Raw genomic sequence first — 23,496 nt, 5'->3', positions numbered from 1 at the left:
CCCATCCAAAAATTGAATGGGGCTCCTCGATTTTATTCAGCAAGTCCTTCTTTAGCTAATACATCAGTAAGACCTTTTAACGCTTCCTCTTCATCTGCACCCTCAGTTGTAATTGTAATTGATGCTCCTTTAGGAATTCCTAAAGACATTACACCCATAATGGACTTGAGGTTAACTTCTTTTTCCTTGTAAGCTAGCTTCACATCTGAGTTGTATTTACTTGCCGTGCTTACAAGAAGTGTCGCTGGTCTTGCGTGAATACCTGTTTCATCAATTACTGTAAAAGTTTTCTTTGCCATAATTAAAACCTCCTAATATGCTTATAGCTTCTCACCGTTTGACTCAATCACGGATTTGTACCATTCAAAGCTTTTTTTCTTGATCCGACGAAGGTCGTGTTCACCTTCTTCATGTTGATTCACATAAACGAATCCGTAACGTTTTTGGAATCCATTCAACCAGCTTAAAAGATCGGTAAATGACCATACGCAATATCCAAGCATCTCAACACCATCCGAAATGGCTTCCTGAATGGCTACTAGATGTGTTCGAATATAATCAATACGATAACCATCGTTTACCACATCATTTGCTTCAAGCTTATCATACTCCCCTAACCCGTTTTCACTGATTAAGATTGGCAGGCCGTATCTGCTTTGTATGCGACGAAGTCCAATTCGAAGTCCAACCGGATCTATATTCCAATCCCAGTTTGTTCTTTCTAAATTGTCATTCTTGACCGTTTTAAATACACCTGGAATTCCTCTGTCTTTCGTTGTTCCTTTTTTCCCAGATGTATTAAAATGACCCTCTGTTACTCCATCAAGCGGGTTTTCTTCGTATGTGGTTGTTTGGTAATAGTTTACACCCATGAAATCAGGTTTTCCAGCTTTTAATAATTCAAAATCGCCTTCTTCTACTTGAGGAGCCAATCCGTTCTTTTCTAGATAGTTCCAAGTTGCCTCCGGATATTTCCCCCACGCGTATACATCCATCCACCAATGGCTCGTAAATTCCTCTGCATTTTCGGCTGCTAAAATATCTGTTGGTTTTGATGTGGCAGCATAGGCAGGCGAATAAGCAAAGCTAGGACCGATTTTCCCATCTGGAACATATTTACGGAACTCTTTAATAACGCTTGCATTTGCTAAATTAGCATGGTGATTGACTTGGTAAAAGAGCTTATCATCCTTAACTCCTGGTGGATGAGCTGCCCACTGATATCCAAGCATCGTAAAAATATTTTGTTCATTTAAACTCACCCAATACTTAACACGATCACCAAATCGCTTGAATAAAATGGTACTGTAATTAGTAAAGTCTTCTATAATCTTTCTTGATTCCCAACCACCATATTCATCTTGTAACGCTTGAGGCAGATCCCAATGATATAGCGTAAGAACAGGTTCAATATTATGCTTTACGAGCTCATCTATAAGATTATCGTAAAACTCTAGACCTTTCTCATTAACTTCCCCTTTTCCTTGTGGAAGAATTCTTGTCCAAGCTACAGAAAAACGATATGCCTTCATTCCCATTTCTGCCATTAACTGCACATCTTCTTTATATCGATGGTAATGATCGACTGCTACATCTCCAGTTGTCCCTTTAAATGTTTTTCCTGGTATGCGAACGAATAAATCCCAGTTTGATGGTCCTTTTCCATCCTCATTCCATGCACCTTCTACTTGATAAGCTGCAGAAGCTGCCCCCCAGAGGAATTTTTCTGGAAACGGCTTTAATTGCTTATGTATCATTTCTATCTCTCCTTCACTTTTTCCCTTATTCCAAAAGTAATGAATATGGTCCTGATGCTTTCACACCAGAACCAATTCTTTGTTATTATGCTTCTTTCTCCAGCAATTACTGTACCAAGTTGTTAGCTAGAAACTTTCTCTAACTTAATCGTTTCGTACAGATCCACAAATTCTGTTGCTAAATCCTTTAGTGTGATTGCATTCATTAAGTGATCTTGCGCATGAACCATTAATAGAGAAATTTCTACCTTTTCTCCTCTAATTTCGCCTTGAATTAATGAAGTTTGAACATGATGTGCCTCGTTCAAAGCATCTGCTGCTTCTTGTAGTTTTGCTCGAGCTTCTGTGAAATCCCCTTGCTTCGCAGCCGCAATGGCTTCCATTGATGAGCTCTTTCCATTTCCACCATGTAAAATAATCTGAAATACTGTTTCTTCCATTGTTGCCATTGTAAGTCCCTCCGTATAAAAAGCATTCTCACATAAACTCCATGTGAGAATACTCCTTCTAATTTTGTTTAACGTTTAATTAGCTCACTTTTGATGAATTATTTACTCCGCCTTCTTCTTGTTGCTTCAACTTATCCCACATTCTAAAGAACGGGAAGTAGATAACTAATGCGATGACGATGTTAACAGCCTGCATGATTGCTCCTGAAATTTTACCTCCAGTTGCTAGGTATCCACCGATAATTGGCGGCGTTGTCCATGGAATCGCGATACCTGCTGGCTTCGCAACTAAACCTAACTTCATTGAGTAGTACGTAACAATGATTAAAACAACCGGTGTTAAGAAGAATGGTACAATTAGTAGTGGATTCATTACGATTGGTGTACCGAAAATGATTGGTTCATTGATCATGAATGTTCCAGGACCAGCCGATAACTTACCAAGCGCCTTCATTTGTTGGCTTCGTGCCCAGAAAAGCATGAGCATTGCAAGTCCAAATGTAGCACCTGTACCACCGATATTGATGAATATTTCAAAGAATTGTGCTGTGAAAATGTTAGGTAATTCCTCACCTGCACGAAATGCAATTTGGTTTTCTTCTGTTGCCATTAGCCAGACTGGGTTTAGAACCCCTCCAACAATGTTTGTCCCGTGAAGTCCTGCTGACCAAAGCATCATAATGAGCATATAGGCAAAAATAGATCCGATTAAGCTTCCACCTAATAATCCAAGTGGTTTACCAAGTACTAATTGAACCACATCATGTATACTGTTGATTCCAAAGTATTCAATCACTAATCGAATAAGGAAGATAGTAGTAATAACGATAAAACCAGGAACAAGTGCAACAAACGATTTACTTACTGCCGGTGGAACGCTATCTGGCATTTTAATAACAATATTTTTCTTAAGAATAAGGTTATACACTTCTGTTGAGAATAAAGCGATTAAGATCGCTACGAAAAGTCCTTTACTTCCCATTAATGCGACAGGAATTGCTCCTCCAACTGCGATTGCTTCCGTTGCTCCGTCTGGAGTAAACGGTACATTGAATGGTGTAGCTAGTAAGAACGCACACAGTGAGATAACCCCTGCTGTAATCGCATCGATGCCATACCGCTCAGCTAGACGATACGCAATACCGAATGCGGCAATTAGCCCCATCATGTTAAACGTTGCATCCGTAGGATACATCAGTTTTGCTAACCATTGATCTCCGAACACGCTTGCCATGAAATCAGCATAACCCGGGATCGGCAGGAAACCTAAGATTAGGAATACAGAACCGATAATAATCATTGGCATCGCTAGGATAATTCCATCCTTTAAGGCACCTAAGTGTCTTTGCGCGGCTAGTTTCCCAGCAAAAGGCATAAACTTTGATTCAAGGAAACCTAAAAACTTATTCATCACGTTTCATTCCCTTCTCTAAACAGCGATATTTAGTTTTTTAGTGCAACAGCTGTTTTTAACACTTCTGCCCCATTACACATTCCGTAGTGGATTGGGTTAATAGAATCAACCGGGATATTCTTTTCTTTTCCTAGTTGTTGCATTTGAGGTAATAGATAACGTACTTGTGGTCCAAGAAGCAGTACATCCGCTTGATCGATATTCGCTTTTACTTGGTCTGCACTTACTGCCCAAATTTTTGACTCAAGGCCTTGTTCCTTTGCAGCCGCTTCCATTTTTGTTACTAGTAAACTTGTAGACATACCTGCCGCACAGCATAATAAGATGTTCATCATAAATTCCTCCTAATATTCTGAGTTACTCTCTTAACAATTGAGAGCGTATAATTGAATGATTGAATTATATCAAGAAGTCTTGCTTTGTTATTGTTTCGCTTTGTTGTCTCTTCTTGATGTCTTTATTGTAATTGTAAAACGCTTTCACTTACATCTATCGTTTTTCCGTTTCTCAAAGGAAATGGCTATTGAAGAAAATGAACGGTTTTGACAAAAAAAAACAGGGGACTCTCTCCCTGTTTTTCACTTTATTTATTTTTTAATAGTTTTGCATATTTTAAAACTTCAACACCATTACAAGTTCCATAATGAACAGTGTTGATTACATCTACTGGAATTCCTTTTTCTTCTCCAAGCTTTTTAAGTTCAGGAAGTAAATGACGAACTTGTGGGCCTAGTAGGATAACGTCTGCGTCTTTAATATGTTTATAAACAACGTCCCCGGGTACTGCCCAGATTTTATTGTTTTCACCCTGATCCATTGAAGTTTGATTCATTTTTCTTACTAGTAAGCTTGTTGACATTCCAGCTGCACAGCATAATAAAATATTCATTACAAATCCTCCTTTACTAACACGTGAAAGTATCCGCTTACAATCAGGTTCCTCTATTAAAAGAAAAGACACCACCTTCTACAGCTTTAAGAAGGTGTCTTTAAATTCATGGTAGGACTTTGCCTTTATTAATTGTTGTACCAACTCACGATCATCAATCACTTTACCCAGCATATCGTACATTCTTTGTAAATCTCCACTACTATCCTTTTCAACACTAAGCAAACAAACAAATTGTACAAGTTTATCGTCCCACTCTATCGGCTTTTGTAATGTACAAATTGACCAAAATGTCTCGTCTGTTAATGGATTTAATGGATGTGGAATAGCAACAAAATTTCCAAAGGAGGTGGAAGAAAGAGATTCTCTCTCCTTCACTGATTCAATGAAAACATCATCTATCAAACCCATTTCTTTCAAATTCGAAAACATATAAGATAACACTTCTTCTTTTGTTAAAAGTGCTTGTTGTAAGAAAACTAGTTCTTCCCTCGTATACTCAAGGGTTGTCGTTTGCTCTGACACAGCCGACCTAATTTTATTTAAATCTTGATCACCTAAAAATGTGTTCACATGGATGACAGGAATGGACATTTTCTGCTGAATAGGTACTGTACTAATAATGAAATCAATATCATGTAGATCCATCTGCTGAAGCTTATAAAATTCGGTTGTATCGACAATATCAAGCTTTGGTCCAAAGGTTGACTGAAGCTTATAGTAAAGCAATCTCGCACTACCTACTCCTGATGCACATACAATTAAGCATCTTTTCGGACCATGGTGGATTTGCTTCCGCTCCATGGCTACTCCTATATGGAGGGCTAGGTAGCCAATTTCATTCTCATCTATATCTATGCTAAGCTGTTTTTTCAACTCTTTACCAGCAATGAGCCCTGCTTGGAACGCTACTGGATAATTGGCCTTGATTTCATCAATCATTGGATTTCTCAAGTTCATTCCATAACGGTAACGATTGATTGCTGGCTTAATATGTAGACACATTTGCTCAAAGAGTTCTTTATCTTCGCTAATTCCTAATGACAGCTTTTCATCGATTTTTGCAAGAATGTCAGATACTAACTGAGCAATTTTTTTATCAATCACTTTCTCCACTTGCTCACCAGGTGATTTTTCAATCATTTTCGTACCTAAAAGATGAATGGCTATATAGGCGATCTCATTTTGTGGAAAATCAACCATGAGGGTTTCACTTAGGTTTTTTACAATTTTTTCTGCAACAGAATATTCTTTTTGCCCAATGATTTCATTTAACTCATCTGAATACAATAAAACATGATTCCCTTCACGGATACGCTTACAAGCTATTGCTACATGGATAATCAAATTATTTAATCCCACATCAGAAAGGGTAATATGATGTTCCCTAATAAGCGCTAATATAACGTTTCGAATCACTAGAATTTCTTCCTTGGTTAGGATATTCAGTTGTTCATTAACAATATCAAGTTCGTCCCTTTTTTTATTAAAAATATAATCCGACATACAAAAGCGGACCTTGACTTCATCACCTTTAATCCTTAAACCATAATTAGGTTTCTTTTCTAAACTTAATCCATACCGTGAGAGGATTTTCTTAATATCCTTTACGTCATTTAAGATCGTTGAGCGACTAACAAATATTTCATCAGCTAAATGATCAAGCTTTACAAATTTATTCGTTAGAAGTAGCCTCGTAATAATATACCTTATCCGTTCTTCAGGTGAGTCGGGTCTACCAACGCTCGTTTCAGCCGTATCTTGAAACACTTCATTTATAAAGGTGATGAACTGTTGATTGCTATTTACGACTAGTTCATATCCCGTTCCTCTTACTGATTTAATATCTGCACCGTTCTTTTCAAGGATTGCCTGAAGGTCTTTCATATCATTACGAATGGTTCTTGATGTTACTTTAATAACACTGGCTAAATACTCGCTCGTAATAGGCACCTTCGCTCCCATTAGTTCTCCGAGTATCATCGTGAGACGAGAAATAATCATTTCGAACCTACTCCCCTGGAATCTATTTCTTTCTAAATATGTTTGGTTTCGTTCTACGGACTTTTCTGAAAAGTTAACATTTCTCTCTATTTCTTGTCAAGTTGATAATTAAAATAAGACTTCCTTCTTGATTTTCAATGACTGTAAGAATAGGATAACATTGTATATTAATTTATTGGAGGGAATGCCTTGAGTAGCGCTGATAAAGTAATTGGATATGTAGGTACGTACACAAAAGGTGATAGTGAAGGGATTTATCGCTTTGTTTTAGACACCAAAGCTGGAAAAATTGAAGAGGTTGAACTTGCAGGTAAGGTAGAAAACCCTACCTATGTTTCTATTACAGGAGATAACAAGTTTCTTTATTCCGTTTCAAAAAACGGTGATCTTGGTGGGGTAACTTCTTTTTCGATTGAAGAAGGTACGGGAAAGCTTCAAAAAATTAATGATCAAGGGTCGGCTGGTTCTCCTCCTTGTCATTTAGAAATAAACCCTAGCAATACGGCACTATTCACCGCGAACTACCATAAAGGAACGGTTGAAGTGCATAAAGTAAACCCAGAAACGGGTGAAATCCAACCTGCTTCTTCAAGCGTTACCCACACTGGAAGCGGTCCAGATCCTAGACAAGAGAAGGCTCATACTCACTACTCTGGCCTAACTCCTGATGGAAAATACGTGGTGGCAGTTGAACTTGGAATTGATAAAATCTTTACATATGAACTGAAAGAAGATCAATTATCCCTAGTTTATGAACTTTCTGTGAAACCTGGAAGTGGCCCAAGACATATTGTGTTTCATCCAACAAAACCACTCGCTTATGTGATGACAGAATTTAGTGGAGAAGTACTCGTCCTTCAATACGATTCAACTAACGGTAGCTTAAAACAAATTCAAGCCATTTCTACACTTCCTTCAAGTTTTACCGAAAACAACCAAGGAAGCGCGATTCACATCAGCTCCGATGGGCGTTATGTGTACGCTGGAAATCGAGGACATAATAGTATTGCAAGCTTTGTTGCCGACGAAAATGGCTCCCTTTCATTTTTAGAACATACACCAACAGAAGGTGATTGGCCACGTGACTTTGCACTAGACCCTACAGAATCGTATATTGTTGCATCTAATCAAGAGTCAGGCAACCTTGTCCTTTTTGCTAGAGACAAGGAGTCAGGAAAGTTAAGTCTCCTTCAATCCGACATTACAGTACCTTATGCAGTTTGCGTTAAGTTTTTATCTATTTAACGAACGAAAGACTACCTTCAGGTAGTCTTTCGTTTTTTCATATCAAAGATAACCATTTTTTAGTGAAAAAGATGTTATAATTATCTGAAATTAGTAAAAGGAGTGGGGATTAATTTGCTTACGACACTGTTTACAAAGCTAGAAGATTATTATCCTGAAATGGTTGATATCCGAAGATACTTGCATCAGCATCCAGAGCTTTCTTTTCAGGAAGTGAACACAGCTAACTTTATCGCATCTTATTATGAAAAACTCGGTGTGGAAGTACAAAGAGGTGTCGGTGGCAATGGGGTAGTAGCAAAGATACAAGGAAACTATCCTGGAAAAACAATTGCCTTACGTGCAGACTTTGATGCACTTCCTATTCAGGATGAAAAGGATGTTCCGTACAAATCAACTGTTCCTGGTGTTATGCATGCTTGTGGGCACGATGGTCATACTGCGTCCCTACTTGTCCTAGCTAAAGTACTCCATGAATTGAAAGATGGACTTCACGGTACATATATTATGATTCATCAACATGCAGAAGAGTATGCTCCTGGAGGCGCGGCGTCCATGATTGAAGCGGGTTGCCTTAAAGGAGTAGATGCTATTTTTGGTACGCATTTATGGGCAAGCGAGCCTACAGGGAAAATTCAATACCGAACAGGACCTATTATGGCAGCAGCAGATCGATTTGTAATTACCATCCAAGGTAAGGGAGGACATGGAGCACAGCCACATAAAACAAAGGATTCCATTGTTGTTGGTGCCCAACTCGTATCCAATTTACAACAAATCGTAAGCAGACGTGTCAGCCCAGTAGAGTCCGCTGTCGTAACCGTTGGATCCTTTGTCGCAGAAAATGCCTTCAACGTAATTGCAGATAAAGCAAAATTAATCGGAACCGTCCGCACATTTAACGAAGACCTTCGTGATTTTATTGCAGACGAAATCGAGCGCATTGTGAAAGGTACCTGCATTGCCTCTGATTGCTCGTATTCCTATGAGTATGTAAAAGGATATCCGGCTGTTGTTAACCATAAAGAGGAAACTGAGTATCTTGTTCAACTTGCAAATGATATGGAAGACATCAAAGTAGTGGAAGAAGCAGAGCTGCAAATGGGTGGAGAGGATTTCGCTTATTATCTACAGCATGTGAAAGGAACCTTCTTCTTTACTGGAGCGAAGCCTGTTGGTGTGGAAGTAGCTTACCCGCATCATCACCCGAAATTTGACATTGATGAACAAGCCCTACTTGTAGCTGCTAAAACGCTCGGGTCAGCTGCCATTAACTATAAATAATGCTTATCGGCCCCTACTACTCAGGCAGTGGGGGCCATTTTAAGTAAACGAAGTCGATAACAGTTCATTGCCACTTCTCCTAAAGAGTCTAGAAGATTATAGTTCGCATATGCTCCTACGACGGCTCCAATTCCAGGGACAAGCTGAAGCATTTTTATAAAGTCAATATGATCTCGGTACTCTTGTTGAAAAGATTGCCAGTCCACATCCTCATAATCTTGTTTTCTTTCCTCCCAATTTTCAATTACCTCAAATGTTTCCAGTCTTTTTTCATCACTTGAGAAGGCTAGTGAGAACACATGTAAAATAAATATTCGTTCCTCAAGCTTTTCGGGATTAAAACCGTATATCGTAGCCGTTTCACTTAAGTACTTCATTTTAATGGACAATAGTAGCGGAAAGTCAGCTAAACCTAAAAAAATTCCTCCCGCTCCTGTACCCGCCCCTTCTAATGTAGCTGTTTTTCGGTAAAAGGAAAGTTTTTCAGCAGCCATTTTATCTTTTTCCATTAAAGATGAACCTGCCCGATTTTCTTTTTTTGTAGTGACATACGACCCTACTAGTAGAGCTTTAACCATTTGTTTAATACTATCAGTAATGATTTGATGCGCCTTAGCAGGGATCAACTCGTTTATTTTCCCTTGTGCTTTTTTAGATACACGCTGAAGGAAAGGTGATTTTTTTAATAATTTCCGTTTCCATAAAACGATTTCATGATAAATCTTTAATTCGTATTCATTCATTAAAATTCCCCCCTCCTTTCCTTTATACGTTTGAACAAGACACTTTGTTTCAAAAAAAGAAGAAGGCTGTCGCCTTCTTCAACTTAATGCTGCTTATTCGGAAGCCTTTTCTCTGGGTGATTATTTCCACTCTTCTTATTTTTTAGTTCCTTTTTTTTATCTTCTGCCAGTTTTTCAACAAATTGACTTGTATTTTCCATCATGACTCCCCTTTCTTTTCTGGGTAGTCATAGTGTAACCAGCTTTGTAAAAATTACGTCAGCTTTTTATGACTATACTGATATACGAACAAATAACTGAATGCAATCCCTGTGAGCAATGCAAGAGCACTGATAACCAAGTCACCCTTCAAGACGATTGGTATGGATAGTAACAAGGATTGAATGCTTAATAAGACAAAAAGAAGCTTCTGAAATGATATTTTTTTCGTTATTTCTTTTACTGGATATAATTGTATCCATAGCTTATTTTGATGGTGATTCCATAATGGAAGCAATTGAAAGCCTGTTAAGTAAATAAACAAGACAACGAAAAGTATTTGTCCATATCCAAAAGTGACAAAATATAGGACAAGTCCTCCAATAACGGTTAGACGTATCCACAAGCCTAGATAATCTCCACCTCGGATAAAAGTTTGAAGAAATAAATGTAAAAATGTAGCATCCTGTTGATATGGCAAACTTGAGGTAATCCAATCCAGCCACCTGCGTCTCTTTACCTCATCCTTTAATTTCGGAACATCTGTAAACAAATTGGCTAAGCGATAAAATGACATCATTCTTCTTTCTTCCAGCTGAATAAGACGCTCCCATTTTAATCCCTTTTTCTTTGTTTGATTATAGTATGTAAAGACAAGAAGAAGTAATAAAAAAGCGACAACCCCAATTAACCAAATAGCTGCTTGCTTAAACAAAAGATATAAAAATACTCCGTTCACCACAAATCGAATAACCGTATCTAGTCTTTGAGTGGACTCCTCCACATAATATTGTACTCTCCATCTAATATACAGATTTAACAGTTTTAACCCAGCTAGTACGACAAGAAACGGAAGGAAATGTTGAAAACCACTTCCTGTTACTTGAGCGTATATTGGCATTAGGACACCTAGAAAAAGTACTAATAAATATAAGCCGATAAAAAAACTCAAAAGAATGCTGCGATTAAAATATGATTCAAGTCTCTCCTCAAGGGCAAGAAGAAATACTTTATCCGGATCAACTACAAAAGTAAAAATGGGACTAATGGTAACCACTAGGGATAAAATGATTGCCATTAACAGGGCAACGGGAAAATCGCCTGATAATGTCATTACCCATTCTTGATAGTAGAAAGCAGCAGTTCCTAATAAAAAAACAAGGACAATGACGATATGCCCGTTAAAAATGTATCGAGAATAACGACCAATTTCTTTACTTGCTGTTCCGAGTCGCTCCCTCCACAGCTTATGTGCATCAAACATAGTCTTCTTCCTTTGTGAGTTGAATATAAAGATCATCAAGTGTAGCATCCTGCATAGAAAATTGCTCCCTTAATTCTGCTAACGTGCCCTTCGCACGAACCTTACCTTCATGAAGAATAACAAACCGATCACAATATCTTTCCGCCGTTGCAAGTATGTGGGTAGACATTAATATCCCTGCACCGCTTTCCTTCATCTTCTTCATAAGATCTAACAAAGATTGAATTCCAAGGGGATCTAGTCCTACAAAGGGTTCATCCACAATGTAAAGGGAGGGCTGTACTAAAAAAGCACACATAATCATCACCTTTTGTTTCATTCCTTTTGAGAAATGGGCAGGAAACCATTTTAGCCTCTTACTCATTCGAAATTCCTTCAACAGGGTTTCTTTTCTCTCCTGAAAGGTCTTTTCGTCTAAACCGTATGCCATAGCTGTTAAACGTAAATGCTCATCTAATGTTAACTCATCATAAAGAATTGGTGTTTCTGGTACAAACGTAAATTCTCTTCTATATTCCTCTTTGTTTGTATGTATCGCTTTTCCATTAATCGTAATTTCACCCGATTGTGGCTCCATCAAGCCAATAATATGTTTAATGGTTGTGCTTTTGCCTGCCCCGTTAAGTCCAATTAGACCAACAATTTCATTCGCTTTCACATCAAAAGAAATGTCTTTTAAAACAGGGTTTCTAGTATATCCACCGGTTATATTTGAAAGCTGCAAAAGTGTCATTTATCTTCCTCCATTAGTTGTTAGCACCATTTTAACAAAATGTCATCCTAAAAAATAGAAATAGGCATTTTAAAAAAAAATCATTCTTTTTTGTATAGAACCTCTTAATGCGGGCATGATAATATTCGAAGGGGAACAACAGTAGATGTTCAATCATCGAAATGAGGTGTCAGTGGGCGATAATAATCAATCACGATACGTTTAACGTTCCTATATGCTTTGATCTAACCACATTTTTATAAATGAGGTGTTCGCAAAAGACCAATCTGCTATGCTTTATAAGTTGTAAAACATATAAAGATAAGGGGATGGTTCGCTTGAACAAAGGATCGAAATCTCTATAGACAAATCATTTTTAAATGAGGTGTTTATCAAAGAGAATTTATTGCTATAGAACGATTAAAAAGCTTTCCCCTTCAAGAACGGGCGGGATTCCTTGCGAATCCTGCCCTCTTATTTGTTTAAATAATATGGTAAAATATACATATATATGAATTGGAGGGACAAATAATGAGCGATTGTATTTTTTGCAAAATTGTGAATGGAGATATTCCCGCAGCGAAAGTATTTGAAAATGACCATGTGGTAGCGTTTTTAGATATTAGCCAAGTAACAAAGGGGCATACATTGATCATTCCAAAGGTACATAAGGAAAATCTATACGAATTGACTCCCGAGATTTCTAGCGAATTATTCAAAGTGGCTCCGAAAATTGCCAATGCCATTAAAGATGCGTATCACCCAGTTGGTCTAAATCTTGTTAATAATAATGGTGAAAAAGCTGGACAATCAGTGTTCCACTTCCATATGCATCTAATTCCTCGATACGGTGAAGGAGATGGATTTGGAGCAGTTTGGAAGTCAAATCAAAGCAACTACACGCCAGACGATCTTCGTAAAATCGCGGATTCTATCAGCAGCGTATTGTAAGACTGTTCTTTTAGGACAGTCTTTTTTCTATTCCTTTTTAAAATTTTCATAATGTTCAAATTCTCATCTTTACATAGTACGATTTTCTGTTAGGATAAATATATCTTTTTTCTTTGCTGCTTTAAACCGTAAACATCTAATTGGAGGTATGTATTGTATGAATCGTGCACTAAATTTTAATGCAGGACCAGCTGCTCTTCCAGCGGAGGTTCTAATCGAAGCTCAAAAGCATTTGCTTAATTTTAACGGTACCGGCATGTCGGTAATGGAGTTAAGCCATAGAAGTAAGCCCTATGAGGAGGTTCACGATGGTGCCATCTCGAAGCTTAGAAAGCTGATGAACATTCCTGACGATTATGAAGTCCTTTTCTTACAAGGTGGTGCTAGCACTCAGTTTTCTATGATCCCGATGAACTTACTCCAGGAAGGTAAAACAGCTTCCTACATCCTTTCTGGTGCTTGGTCTGAAAAAGCGTTAAAGGAAGCAAAAAAAGTTGGACAAACGAGCATTCTCGCTTCAAGTAAAGATAGCAATTATAACTCTATTCCAGAGTTTGCGCTCTCAGATCTTTCACCTGAAACTGCCTACCTTCATATTACTAGTAACAACACGATTTTCGGTACGCAATGGCAAAGCTTCCCAGATTCACCTGTTCCTTTAATTGCAGATATGTCTAGTGATATTTTAAGCAAAAATTTACAAGTTGAAAAATTTGATTTGATTTATGCTGGAGCACAGAAAAATCTAGGACCATCAGGAGTTACTGTTGTTATTATGAAGAAAAGCTTGTTAGAACGCTCTACAGATGCGTTACCAACCATGCTTAATTACAAAACTTATGCAGAGAACAATTCCTTATATAACACACCTCCTACAATCGCTATTTATTTATTGAAGCTTGTACTTGATTGGGTTGAAAATCAAGGCGGTGTGACAGCAATTGAAAAAATAAACGATCAAAAGGCTAAGCTTCTATACGATGCCATCGATGAGAGTGAAGGTTTTTATAACGGGCATGCCACACCTAATAGCCGTTCAAAGATGAATGTGACTTTCACTTTACAAAGTGAAGAAGCAACAAAAGCTTTCCTTCAACAGGCAAAAGAAGAAGGCTTTGTTGGATTAAATGGTCACCGTTCAGTCGGTGGTTGCCGTGCATCCATTTATAATGCTGTTCCTCTTGAGAATGTTGAGAAGCTAGCTGAGTTCATGAAGAAATTTTCGCAAAAATAAATACCATAATAGTCAACTTTTTTAATAATTAGTAGTGTGATATAATAAGAGCAAGTTTTTTCGCTATAGGCAAAGAGTGCACTATAGGAGGAACGAAAATGAGAGTAGAACAGACGAGGAGAGATGAGAAATGAATACGAAAAATCTTGTTGCACTATCATTACTAGTGGGTATGGGTGCGGTATTACATGCAGTTGTTCCACCAATTCTTTTTGGAATGAAGCCTGACATGATGTTAACGATGATGTTTTTAGGAATTATGCTATTCCCAGAAAAGAAAAATGTGCTGCTTGTTTCATTAGTTACAGGCATTATTTCTGGCTTAACTACGAGCTTTCCTGGAGGACTATTCCCGAATATTATCGATAAGCCAATCACTGCTTTTGTTTTCTTTGGTCTATTTCTAGCTCTTAAGAAATTTAGAAACAATATGATCAGTGTTGGCGTATTAACTGCTGTTGGTACAGTTGTGTCCGGACTTGTATTCTTAGGTGCAGCTAGTGTAATTGCTGGGTTACCAGGCCCATTTGCAGCATTATTTGCTGGTGTGGTCTTACCTGCTACTGTGGTTAACACAATTGCTATGATTGTGCTTTACCCAATTGCCTATGTAATTGTTAAAAGAACAAAACTTAACCAGCAAGTTATTTCTGGTTAATAGAAAAGAACCCTTCAAGGGTTCTTTTCTATTTTATGCTGGATAAAAGAATGGCAGCTAACAAAAGGACGATCCCAGTCCCTAAAAATGCGCTTGCTCTTTTTTTCAACAGCTTTTTTGGAGGATAAAAACCCGGTTTCATTAGGGATAAGATATAGAAAACTGCGGCTACAAAACAAATAATGCTTATTAGAAATAATAAGCTAACCACTCATACCACCTTCTTGTTCGTGAAATATTTATATATATGCTTGGATAAGAGAATCTATGTGAGACAACATGTTTACCCATGATGAATCATGTTAATATAAGTCCTATAAACGTTTATTTAGGGGTGAGTTTATGAATGCAAAGAAAGTCTTTCTTGGAATGGTAGTTGGAGGAATTGCTAGTGGTGTTGCTACATTACTAACAACTCCTCGATCTGGCGAAACACTTTGGAAAAATTTAGTACGTTCTGAAGAGGAATGGAGACAAAATCTGACCACTCTAAGCACTTCTATACGAGATGTGAGCAATGAGATCGCTTCAGTTACTAAAGAAGGGAAAGTTGTCCTTTCAAGCTTGATTAAGGATATAAAAATTAGTGTACAAGCCTGGAAGGAGTCTACGGCCGACAACCAAAATGCGATAAAAATGGAGCTTGATTCAATTCAAGAAGCGTTAAGAAAACTTGAAAATGATTTACAAAAAAAATAGTCACTATTGAAACAAAAGCTTTTGTTGGTCCTTTTTTTCAAAAGAAAAGAAGGATTTCTTTCATTTGAGAAGAAATATTCAACTTAATCATTTACGTTTGTTGCCATTAATCCAATAATTCTGTCGGTATCATTCTTAATTGGAAATAAATTTTTATCTAATTTCTAAAAATTTTGTAAATTACATCTTTATTAATTTTTGTTTTATTGGCATAATGAAAATAATAGACAAAAAAAAAAGTGGGTGACTAATAGGGATGACGGGAAAAGATTATACGATGAAAGAAGCAATGCTATTTAGTCAGAGAATTGCGCAACTAAGCAAAGCTCTCTGGAAAGCCATTGAAAAGGATTGGCAGCAGTGGATTAAGCCACATGATCTGAACATTAATGAACATCATATTTTATGGATTGCTTACCATCTAAATGGTGCATCCATCTCTGATGTGGCGAAATTTGGGGTCATGCATGTTTCAACAGCTTTTAACTTTTCAAAGAAACTAGAGGAGCGAGGACTTTTACAATTCTCTAAAAAGGAAAATGATAAGCGAAACACGTATGTGCAAATTACGGAAAAAGGAGAAAGCATACTTCTAGACTTAATGGAACATTATGAGCCATCAGGAAATGCAGCTTTCTCAGGTGCTTTGCCATTAAAGGAACTATACGGCAAGTTTCCAGATATCATTGAGGTAATGGCCATTGTCCGAAATATTTATGGGGACGACTTTATGGAGATTTTCGAAACATCATTTAGAAACATTGAACAGGATTTTGAAGAAAAAGAAGGAAAGCTTACAAAGAAAAAATCATCGTCTGAGTATGTATAATCATAAGTACCTTTTAAGCTCATCCATTAGTGGTAGAAACAGTCTTTGAAGGATACACGCATGAATTACTTCTTCTACTTGTAAGCGTGGGTGTAATTCTTCTTTAAACTTTTTAAAAAGCGGATGAAAATAGACAAACCCTTCCGCTTTCTGTTCTTCCAATTCTATGCTCATTCGTTCACAATTCGTACAAAATACCTGTACGTCACTTTCAGATAAACCTCTTTCAATTACTAACATATCAAATTTTGCTTTATTGCTACCAATCATCTTTAAAAGCAAGGATTGATGGTACTCTAAGCGCTTTATTCTCTCTAATAATTCCTTGTCAAACATCCCTCTACCTCTTTTCTATTCTTCATAAATTCTATTGTATAAAATGTAAAATGATATGACAAAAAATTTATCGAAAATTGTTTGCTGTTTTCCTATTGATTTTTTCATCTGTTCATCGTAAAGTATCTAAAGTAAGTGGAACATATGAAGCTTACAAAATACTTATATCTCCATTTGGAGGCTGATTCGCTTGAATTGCTGGAAAACAATAAACTTTACGAGACAATATGGATCGCAGCGACTTTTTATACTGTCTGCCTTAACTATGTTATTTACTTTTATTCTACTTTATATTCCGGCAACATACTTATTTGTTGCAACAACCTTTTATGACAATCATTTTATTTATTTTATTTTAGCATTATTTTTACTGTATCCAGCTCATAAACTTCTACATTTTTTACCAATTGCTCATTTGAATGAGAAGGTCAGAAAAAATGTAGATATAAAATTTGGTTTTTTACCAACAATCAAAATTCAAATTACAGAACCTATTAAAAAGTATCAGTTTTTAATCGCTCTACTATCGCCATTTGTCATTATTAATTCAGTATTGTTGGCAGCTTGCTTCATATTTCCGCATTACGCACACTATTTTACGATTTTAATAGCTTACCATATTGGAATGTCTGTTTCTGATCTTATTTGCGGGAAAGATGTAATTAGCGCTCCTAAGAATGCATTTATTGAAGAAAACGAAGATGGTTATGAAATTTTAATTATCAATAAGGAAGGGACATCTTACTGATGTCCTCTTTCTCTAATAGTTGCTAAATCAATTTTTCTTTTAACTTAAAAATTGATTATGATACAATACAAGAAAACACCTTCCCATAGGAGGGATTTATCGATGATTTATCTTTTTATAGTACTTTCCGTTTTCATTTTATTCCAAATTAACAAACTTACAAACTCTCTCTGCTTACAGAAAGAGATTCCTGAAGAAAGACAGCCACAAATTTTCAGGACAATTAATATATTAATAACGATCCTTCTAATATCTTCCTATGTAGAAATCCTATTTACATAGAACAATAAGGAGCGGTGGACATTCATCCACCGCTCTTTTTTCTTTAATCATTTATTCGCTTATAGCCAAGCAGCACCAACGATGATTAAAAGGATGAACAATACTACAATTAGCGCGAAACCTCCACCATATGAGTGACCCATTCTAACACCTCCTCTCAAGGAAAGTTAATATATCCTATTCAAGTACAGCTACATCCGTTAAAAGGATTCGTGTTATTTCATATGGAGCTTAACAATAAGCTGCCCCCACAATAATCAATAAGATGAATAATACAACAAGTAGCGCAAAGCCATTGTATCCCATCATTAAAACCTCCCTTTCTCTCTAATTTTAATGGTGGCATTCCAATAAACTTGAAGGATGCCCGATTTTTTTGTTGAACTAATTGCTAGTTCCCTTTATATTATGTAACCCATTCCATAATGGGATGGGCTATTTACTTATTTTTGAAGATTTACCATTGTGGAACAGATATTTTTTTTTGCTCTTCCCATAAGGTATGGTATAGTAATGTTTGTGACCGAATGATACGAAATAATTTTGTAGGAGTGTTCAAGATGAAAAAATGGATGTTATCCCTATCAGTCATTGCTGGCATCGTTACGTTAACTGCCTGTAACAATGCCAATGATTCTGCATCGGTTGTAGAAACGTCTGCAGGGGATATTACGAAGGACGAGCTTTACGAGGCAATGAAAGAAAAATACGGAGAAGCTACTTTACGTGAGCTTGTTTATGAAAAAGTTCTTTCTGACAACTATGAAGTAAGCGATGAAGAGTTAGATGAAAAAATTGCCGAATTAAAAGAGCAACTAGGGGACAATTTTGAAGTTGCTTTAGCTCAATATGGATACGATAGCGAAGATGATCTTCGTGAAACGTTTAGAATTGGTATGCTACAAGAAAAAGCTGCTGTGAAGGATATTGAGGCTACAGAAGAAGAAATGAAGGAATACTACGAAAACTATAAGCCACAAATCAAAGCTCGTCACATTTTAGTTGAAGATGAAGCAAAAGCAAAAGAAGTAAAAGGCAAGCTTGATGCTGGAGAAAAATTTGAAGATGTAGCAAAAGAATTCTCAACAGATACAGCTTCTGCAGCAAACGGTGGAGACCTTGGCTGGTTTGGAGCTGGACAAATGGTTGCTGAGTTTGAAGAGGCTGCCTATGCACTTGAAGTCAACAAAATCAGTGATCCTGTAAAAACAGAACATGGCTACCATATTATCCAGGTAACTGAGAAGAAAGAAAAGCAATCATATGAAGATATGAAAGCTGAAATTGAACATCAAGTAAAAGTGTCCAAGCTAGACGAAGCATCGATTACTGAAGCAATGGAACGTGAACTTAAGGATGCAAAAGTAGAAATCAAAGATAAAGATTTAGAAAAAGCATTGGACAGTGAAGAAACAACAACACAAGGCTAATAGTAGCCTTCTAAGTAAAAAGGGTTCCAGAGTATCTGGAACCTTTTTTATTGAGCTGAGCGGCCTTCTCTGGCTCTCTCAACCCTCTTCATATAAATTTCTCCTTCTCGTTCGATACTTTGCATTTCTTCCTCTCTCTCTTTCCTCCCAGTACGAAGTGCCATCATTGCACTTATAAAAATACCAGCAACTACAAAGTAAACCCAAATCGGTATCATAGAACGTCCTCCTTTTTCTTTAATGGTTGTCCAAGTCTTTATAAACCATATGAGATAAAAAACAAAAAAATGCCCATTAAGAGCATTTTTCGCAAGGTATTATTTATGAAAAGTTGGCTTATAAAATGACCTTTGCTCTAGAGGGAAAATTCTTTCGGTAAACTCACCAGGTTTCACTCTCTCTAATGCACGGTCTAGCATATTCATTTTTGCATCTAAATTATCAATATAATGAAGTATTTCTGCTTCTTTAATTAATGGTGGTTTTGGACTCCCCCACTCAGCCTTCCCATGATGGCTCAATACAAGATGCTGGAGGATAACGACTTCTTCACCAGCAATATGAAGCTCATCTGCCGCTTTACCAATTTCGTTCACCATAATAGAGATATGACCTAAAAGATTTCCTTCGACGGTATATGAAGTCGAAATCGGTCCAGATAGTTCCGTTACTTTACCTAGGTCATGAAGAATGATTCCAGCGTATAATAAATCTTTATCCAAGCTAGGGTATAGCTCAGCTATTGCCTTAGCTAAGTCAAGCATACTAACTACATGGTAAGCTAGTCCTGAAACAAACTCATGGTGGTTCTTTGTTGCAGCTGGATACTCCAAAAACTCATTTAAATGTTTCTTTAATAAATGCCTTGTAATTCTCTGGATATTAGGGTTTTTCATTTCAAAAATATATTGTGTAATTTTACTAGACATTTCATCCTTACTAACAGGTGCTGTTTCCAGGAAGTCAGCTAACTTCACAGAATCTGTGGGAGCTGCAGGCCGGATTTGTCTTAGCTTTAATTGATTACGTCCACGGTAGTTCTGTATTTCCCCAACGATTCTCACGATTTTTTGTGCTGCATATATTTTCTCATCTTCATCAGATGCATCCCAAAGTTTCGCTTCTATTTCACCACTTTGATCTTGGAAAATAATCGTTAAAAAGGGCTTACCATTACTAGCGATCCCTTTTACAGAATTTTTTATTAGTAGAAACTGTTCTATAGCTTCTCCTACTTCATAATCAAGGATACCTTTTGACATCAAATACGCCCCTTTCTATGATTCTAGTATAGCATATTTAATCAGCATAGAAGTCAATATTCATAGACGGTGATTATGGTAATTCTTTCGGCTGTAAAAGAAATCCCGTCCTCACTTCAACTGAGGAACGGGATTTTCTTCGAGACGGATGATATGGCTATTTTGTAAATCCTTCAATAAATGACGGTGGCAAGTGAAGAATAAAACTTGGTTATTTGTTATTTCCTTTAATAATTGAAGAACACGGCTCGTTCGAACGTGATCAAAGTTGACAAAGCTATCATCAATCATAATAGGGAAGGGTCTTTTTTTATAAATGGTCGTCACAAGGGCAAGTCTTATCGCAACATACACCTGCTCCATTGTCGCTTGACTTAGTTCATTAGCTTCGAATACGGAATAATCTTTGCGATGAATATGAAACCCACTTTCATTTTCCTTCGGAACGATGCGCTGATAGTAGCCATCCGTTAAAAATGATAAGTATTCCTCGGCTTTTCCTAAAACGGCCGGCAGCTTTTCTTCATTAAATACCCTCATGGTTTTGTTCAATAGCTCTTTAGCTAGAGCAATGCGTGCCCAGTCTTTTGCCTCATCCTCTAGCTCAGCTTTCAATTGCGTATACTTATGAAGGAGTTCTGAATATTTTCCTCCTTCTTCTAGAATTGAAATTTGATGATTTGTTTCAGAAAGAGTCTTTAGAGCTTCCTCACGTCTTTTATGATTATCCTCAATGTCCGCACTCTTTTCTTTTATTACTTGTTCAATATCAGTAATCTTAATCAATTTTCCGATTACTTCCTTTGTTAATGATGAAAAAGCGATTTGCTTTTGAAGTTCTTCTACTTTATTTCTTTCCTCAGTTTGTTTGTCCATTTCAAGCCCTGCACTACGGTACTCTTCTTCATTTTTTACTTCAGCTAAAACAAATAGTTCTTTCATTTCAGTAACAAACTGTTTCAGCTCACTTTTGACCCTCTCCAGCTCATCTGTACTTTCTTCGAGTTTCTCGTTTTTTCCACTGAATATTATATACTTTTGCTTTTCTTCTCTTAATCGATTTCTTAGTTCCATTGCAAGTTGTGGCACTGGTATATGTTTCTCAATAAATAACCTTCCGAGCTCTTCGATACGATTTGAAATCCTTTGAATAGCGTCCATCTTTTTATCTATTTGTAATTGAAGGGCGTTCTGCTCATGGATTATGCGTTTGATACGTTCTAAGAGGTCAAATGCGTCTATTAAATATGACTTTGTGACTTCTTCTGATAAACATAGTTTTTGGGCAATTGATTTCAGTTCTGATTCCATTCCTGCAGACTCAGTTTCCCATTTTTCAAACTCTGAAATAATTCGTTCATAATGGTTATTTTGTTGCTCCCATTTAACGTGAAGGATTTTGAACTCTTCCGCTTTTTGTTTCTCCTTTTCCAACCGACCGCTATTCTCGTGAAATTTCTCAGTATTTAATGCTTGAATTTGTACATCTAGTTCTTTTTTCTTTTTTATTAATTCTTCTAACTGCGTTCGAACATTTTTCTTTGTTTTCTTCGTTTTCGTAAAAAGTGAAGAAAACAACACAATAAGAAAAAGACTGATACTAAAAAGAATTAATAAAGATTCTGATTTTAGAAGACCAAACACACCAAGGAATATACATACAAATGTAAATGTAAGTAATTGAAAGGAGCGATTCCTCGATTCCTTGTTTGCCTCCTCTTCATATCCCATTAACATATCGATTGTTTGTTTCACTTGTAACAGCTCACTTTTTAAGCTAGATGGACTTGAGTGCTTTACCTTTTCCTCAAGCTCACGAAATTCCTTCTCCGAAAGTAACTCACTCTTACAAGATGCTATTCTTTTCTCGAGTAACTCTAAGTCCAACTTTTCTTGCTCAAATAACGCATCAAGTTCTTCCTTTTTTTCATTGAGCTTCCATTGTTTTTTCTGCGCTACGTTCACACGTTCCTTCATAAACATACTCGTATCAATATTCAAGAGTGTATCATTGTTTAGAGGAATATGTAATTTGCTTAGGCACTCTCTTTTCTGCCCCTGTAGATGTTCAAGCTGAATGCGCAAACTTTTTTCTTCCTCACTGAGTGTTTCAAGTAAAGGAAGTCTGTCCAATGCTTCTTGAATGTCTACTTCCTTTTCTAGAAGTTCGAGATTGGGTTGAGAATTTCTTATCTCCTCATTTAGCTCTAGAATTTTCCTATCTAGCCTTTCTTTTTGGGCTTCCAACGGCTTCATCCATTGAATGATTTGATCTAGTCTTTTTATTCCATCTACAGGAAACTTAATAGGAGGTTTTTCCTTTATTTTCTCTTTTACATATTCAAACTCTTTTACAACTGGTTCAAGCTTTTTCCATTCATGTAGCTGGTGTAGCTCTTGCATTAAGTCTTCTTCTATTCGAGCTAGTTGGGAGATTTCCTCCACTAGCTCATTGCGTTGCCGTACCAACTGCCAATAGCCTTCATTTTTATTTTCTGAACTCTTTAACTGACTATAAACTTCTTTTAGCTTTTTTAATTTTTCATTAATAACAGGTTTTTTTCCACTTGGTTTAAACCTTTCATCCAACTCTTTCTGAAGGGTCGAGTTTATCGACACCAAACGGTCTGTACCGACAGCACCCGTAGAAAATAAAAACCTGCCCAAATCCTCTTTTTTCAGTTGATGGATATTTTGAAGCCCCTGCAGATTAAATGAAAAGATAGATTGGTAAAGAGATTTATCCATTCGGGATAAAAGCTCTTTAAGGAGATCCTCTCCCCCCCTTGTACCATCTTCTAAAGTAACGGTAACATCACCTGTGGCTTTACCTTTCGTTCGTTCAATAACGATGCATTCTTTATCACTTGTTTCAAGAAGGAGCTTCCCTCCATACCTTATTCCTGATTTCGGCTCATACCTCTGCTCTGCCTGGACTTTTGTTGGAAACCCAAACAACATACTATGAATAAAGGACATGATCGTTGATTTGCCCGCTTCGTTTTCTCCATAAAAAACGGAAAAGGAATTTAGATTAGAAATCGTAACATTTTCTAATTTACCATAACCATAAATTTGTATTTCTTTAATTATCATGTCTTTCACCTC

Annotated in this window: 28 protein-coding genes; 10 read left to right on the top strand and 18 right to left on the bottom strand. The window is 36.9% G+C overall.

Annotated features, from left to right (window positions below; translation table 11 throughout):
• Window positions 1–32: 32 nt before the first annotated feature.
• The 7 genes from ACRX5O_RS16120 to ACRX5O_RS16090 all read right to left on the bottom strand — a co-directional run bounded on the left by ACRX5O_RS16120 (window position 33) and on the right by ACRX5O_RS16090 (window position 6,513).
• Window positions 33–299 (bottom strand): phosphocarrier protein HPr, encoded by a 267-nt coding sequence (locus tag ACRX5O_RS16120; RefSeq protein ID WP_433906860.1) that lies wholly within the window; start codon window positions 297–299, stop codon window positions 33–35.
• Between the two features lie 21 nt (window positions 300–320).
• Window positions 321–1,757, bottom strand: a complete 1,437-nt coding sequence (locus tag ACRX5O_RS16115; protein ID WP_433906859.1) for a glycoside hydrolase family 1 protein — start codon at window positions 1,755–1,757, stop codon at window positions 321–323.
• A gap of 122 nt (window positions 1,758–1,879) precedes the next feature.
• Window positions 1,880–2,206 (bottom strand): PTS lactose/cellobiose transporter subunit IIA, encoded by a 327-nt coding sequence (locus tag ACRX5O_RS16110; RefSeq protein WP_433906858.1) that lies wholly within the window; start codon window positions 2,204–2,206, stop codon window positions 1,880–1,882.
• A 79-nt stretch (window positions 2,207–2,285) separates the two neighbouring features.
• Window positions 2,286–3,617, bottom strand: a complete 1,332-nt coding sequence (gene celB / locus ACRX5O_RS16105; protein ID WP_433906933.1) for a PTS cellobiose transporter subunit IIC — start codon at window positions 3,615–3,617, stop codon at window positions 2,286–2,288.
• Window positions 3,618–3,649: 32 nt separating this feature from the next.
• Window positions 3,650–3,952, bottom strand: coding sequence for a PTS sugar transporter subunit IIB (locus tag ACRX5O_RS16100; protein WP_160548206.1), 303 nt, complete (start codon window positions 3,950–3,952; stop codon window positions 3,650–3,652).
• Window positions 3,953–4,203: 251 nt separating this feature from the next.
• Window positions 4,204–4,509 (bottom strand): PTS sugar transporter subunit IIB, encoded by a 306-nt coding sequence (locus ACRX5O_RS16095; protein ID WP_119707138.1) that lies wholly within the window; start codon window positions 4,507–4,509, stop codon window positions 4,204–4,206.
• 78 nt (window positions 4,510–4,587) lie between these two features.
• Window positions 4,588–6,513 carry a BglG family transcription antiterminator gene (locus ACRX5O_RS16090; RefSeq protein ID WP_433906857.1) on the bottom strand — a complete coding sequence of 642 codons (1,926 nt, stop codon included), beginning with the start codon at window positions 6,511–6,513 and terminating at the stop codon, window positions 4,588–4,590.
• 189 nt (window positions 6,514–6,702) lie between these two features.
• Between ACRX5O_RS16090 and ACRX5O_RS16085 the strand changes: the two genes are divergently transcribed.
• Both ACRX5O_RS16085 and ACRX5O_RS16080 read left to right on the top strand, forming a co-directional pair.
• Window positions 6,703–7,758, top strand: a complete 1,056-nt coding sequence (locus tag ACRX5O_RS16085; protein ID WP_433906856.1) for a lactonase family protein — start codon at window positions 6,703–6,705, stop codon at window positions 7,756–7,758.
• Between the two features lie 114 nt (window positions 7,759–7,872).
• Complete coding sequence (locus tag ACRX5O_RS16080; RefSeq protein ID WP_433906855.1) at window positions 7,873–9,042, top strand: M20 family metallopeptidase; 1,170 nt, start codon at window positions 7,873–7,875, stop codon at window positions 9,040–9,042.
• A gap of 20 nt (window positions 9,043–9,062) precedes the next feature.
• Here ACRX5O_RS16080 and ACRX5O_RS16075 read toward each other — a convergent pair whose 3' ends face one another.
• The 4 genes from ACRX5O_RS16075 to ACRX5O_RS16060 all read right to left on the bottom strand — a co-directional run bounded on the left by ACRX5O_RS16075 (window position 9,063) and on the right by ACRX5O_RS16060 (window position 11,980).
• Complete coding sequence (locus tag ACRX5O_RS16075) at window positions 9,063–9,785, bottom strand: EcsC family protein (protein ID WP_433906854.1); 723 nt, start codon at window positions 9,783–9,785, stop codon at window positions 9,063–9,065.
• A gap of 83 nt (window positions 9,786–9,868) precedes the next feature.
• Entirely contained in the window at window positions 9,869–9,985 is a 117-nt protein-coding gene (locus ACRX5O_RS16070; protein WP_433906853.1) for a DUF4023 family protein, read from the bottom strand.
• Between the two features lie 53 nt (window positions 9,986–10,038).
• Entirely contained in the window at window positions 10,039–11,247 is a 1,209-nt protein-coding gene (locus tag ACRX5O_RS16065; protein ID WP_433906852.1) for an ABC transporter permease, read from the bottom strand.
• Complete coding sequence (locus ACRX5O_RS16060) at window positions 11,240–11,980, bottom strand: ABC transporter ATP-binding protein (protein WP_433906851.1); 741 nt, start codon at window positions 11,978–11,980, stop codon at window positions 11,240–11,242. The genes ACRX5O_RS16065 and ACRX5O_RS16060 overlap by 8 nt, the downstream gene beginning before the upstream one ends.
• Window positions 11,981–12,490: 510 nt before the next feature.
• On the opposite strand from ACRX5O_RS16060, the gene ACRX5O_RS16055 reads away from it, so the two are divergent.
• From ACRX5O_RS16055 to ACRX5O_RS16045, 3 genes are all read left to right on the top strand, one after another.
• Window positions 12,491–12,910, top strand: a complete 420-nt coding sequence (locus ACRX5O_RS16055; RefSeq protein WP_433906850.1) for an HIT family protein — start codon at window positions 12,491–12,493, stop codon at window positions 12,908–12,910.
• Window positions 12,911–13,067: 157 nt separating this feature from the next.
• Window positions 13,068–14,144, top strand: coding sequence for a 3-phosphoserine/phosphohydroxythreonine transaminase (gene serC / locus ACRX5O_RS16050; RefSeq protein WP_433906849.1), 1,077 nt, complete (start codon window positions 13,068–13,070; stop codon window positions 14,142–14,144).
• Window positions 14,145–14,274: 130 nt separating this feature from the next.
• Entirely contained in the window at window positions 14,275–14,802 is a 528-nt protein-coding gene (locus tag ACRX5O_RS16045; RefSeq protein WP_433906848.1) for a tryptophan transporter, read from the top strand.
• A 28-nt stretch (window positions 14,803–14,830) separates the two neighbouring features.
• Here the strand turns inward: ACRX5O_RS16045 and yhzF are convergent, their stop codons facing one another.
• Complete coding sequence (gene yhzF / locus ACRX5O_RS25340) at window positions 14,831–15,013, bottom strand: membrane protein YhzF (protein WP_490885385.1); 183 nt, start codon at window positions 15,011–15,013, stop codon at window positions 14,831–14,833.
• A 131-nt stretch (window positions 15,014–15,144) separates the two neighbouring features.
• On the opposite strand from yhzF, the gene ACRX5O_RS16040 reads away from it, so the two are divergent.
• Complete coding sequence (locus tag ACRX5O_RS16040; RefSeq protein WP_433906847.1) at window positions 15,145–15,501, top strand: YtxH domain-containing protein; 357 nt, start codon at window positions 15,145–15,147, stop codon at window positions 15,499–15,501.
• Window positions 15,502–15,757: 256 nt separating this feature from the next.
• Complete coding sequence (locus tag ACRX5O_RS16035) at window positions 15,758–16,330, top strand: HTH-type transcriptional regulator Hpr (RefSeq protein WP_430776544.1); 573 nt, start codon at window positions 15,758–15,760, stop codon at window positions 16,328–16,330.
• Here ACRX5O_RS16035 and ACRX5O_RS16030 read toward each other — a convergent pair whose 3' ends face one another.
• Window positions 16,331–16,666 (bottom strand): DUF1878 family protein, encoded by a 336-nt coding sequence (locus tag ACRX5O_RS16030; protein WP_433906846.1) that lies wholly within the window; start codon window positions 16,664–16,666, stop codon window positions 16,331–16,333.
• A 190-nt stretch (window positions 16,667–16,856) separates the two neighbouring features.
• Here ACRX5O_RS16030 and ACRX5O_RS16025 point away from each other — a divergent pair, with 190 nt between their 5' ends.
• Window positions 16,857–17,414 (top strand): DUF3267 domain-containing protein, encoded by a 558-nt coding sequence (locus ACRX5O_RS16025; protein WP_433906845.1) that lies wholly within the window; start codon window positions 16,857–16,859, stop codon window positions 17,412–17,414.
• 102 nt (window positions 17,415–17,516) lie between these two features.
• Window positions 17,517–17,696, top strand: a complete 180-nt coding sequence (locus ACRX5O_RS16020) for a hypothetical protein (RefSeq protein ID WP_433906844.1) — start codon at window positions 17,517–17,519, stop codon at window positions 17,694–17,696.
• A gap of 59 nt (window positions 17,697–17,755) precedes the next feature.
• Here the strand turns inward: ACRX5O_RS16020 and ACRX5O_RS16015 are convergent, their stop codons facing one another.
• Window positions 17,756–17,839 (bottom strand): YjcZ family sporulation protein, encoded by an 84-nt coding sequence (locus ACRX5O_RS16015; protein ID WP_119707122.1) that lies wholly within the window; start codon window positions 17,837–17,839, stop codon window positions 17,756–17,758.
• A gap of 88 nt (window positions 17,840–17,927) precedes the next feature.
• The gene (locus ACRX5O_RS16010) at window positions 17,928–18,005 is read right to left on the bottom strand and encodes a YjcZ family sporulation protein (RefSeq protein ID WP_433906932.1); all 78 of its coding nucleotides are present in this window, start codon (window positions 18,003–18,005) and stop codon (window positions 17,928–17,930) included.
• 251 nt (window positions 18,006–18,256) lie between these two features.
• Here ACRX5O_RS16010 and ACRX5O_RS16005 point away from each other — a divergent pair, with 251 nt between their 5' ends.
• On the top strand, window positions 18,257–19,126 hold the full coding sequence (locus ACRX5O_RS16005; protein ID WP_433906843.1) for a peptidylprolyl isomerase: 870 nt from the start codon (window positions 18,257–18,259) through the stop codon (window positions 19,124–19,126).
• A gap of 47 nt (window positions 19,127–19,173) precedes the next feature.
• Here ACRX5O_RS16005 and ACRX5O_RS16000 read toward each other — a convergent pair whose 3' ends face one another.
• The 3 genes from ACRX5O_RS16000 to ACRX5O_RS15990 form a co-directional block, all read right to left on the bottom strand.
• Window positions 19,174–19,344, bottom strand: a complete 171-nt coding sequence (locus ACRX5O_RS16000; protein WP_119707120.1) for a sporulation YhaL family protein — start codon at window positions 19,342–19,344, stop codon at window positions 19,174–19,176.
• A 99-nt stretch (window positions 19,345–19,443) separates the two neighbouring features.
• Entirely contained in the window at window positions 19,444–20,388 is a 945-nt protein-coding gene (yhaM, locus tag ACRX5O_RS15995; RefSeq protein WP_119707119.1) for a 3'-5' exoribonuclease YhaM, read from the bottom strand.
• 111 nt (window positions 20,389–20,499) lie between these two features.
• Window positions 20,500–23,484: an AAA family ATPase gene (locus ACRX5O_RS15990; RefSeq protein ID WP_433906842.1), complete on the bottom strand. Its 2,985-nt coding sequence runs from the start codon at window positions 23,482–23,484 to the stop codon at window positions 20,500–20,502.
• Window positions 23,485–23,496: the final 12 nt, after the last annotated feature.

Source organism: Robertmurraya mesotrionivorans (genome assembly GCF_050971805.1).
GTDB lineage: Bacteria > Bacillota > Bacilli > Bacillales > Cytobacillaceae > Robertmurraya_A.
Note: the sequence above shows the minus strand (reverse complement) of the source record. Positions and strands in the feature narration are given on the sequence as shown.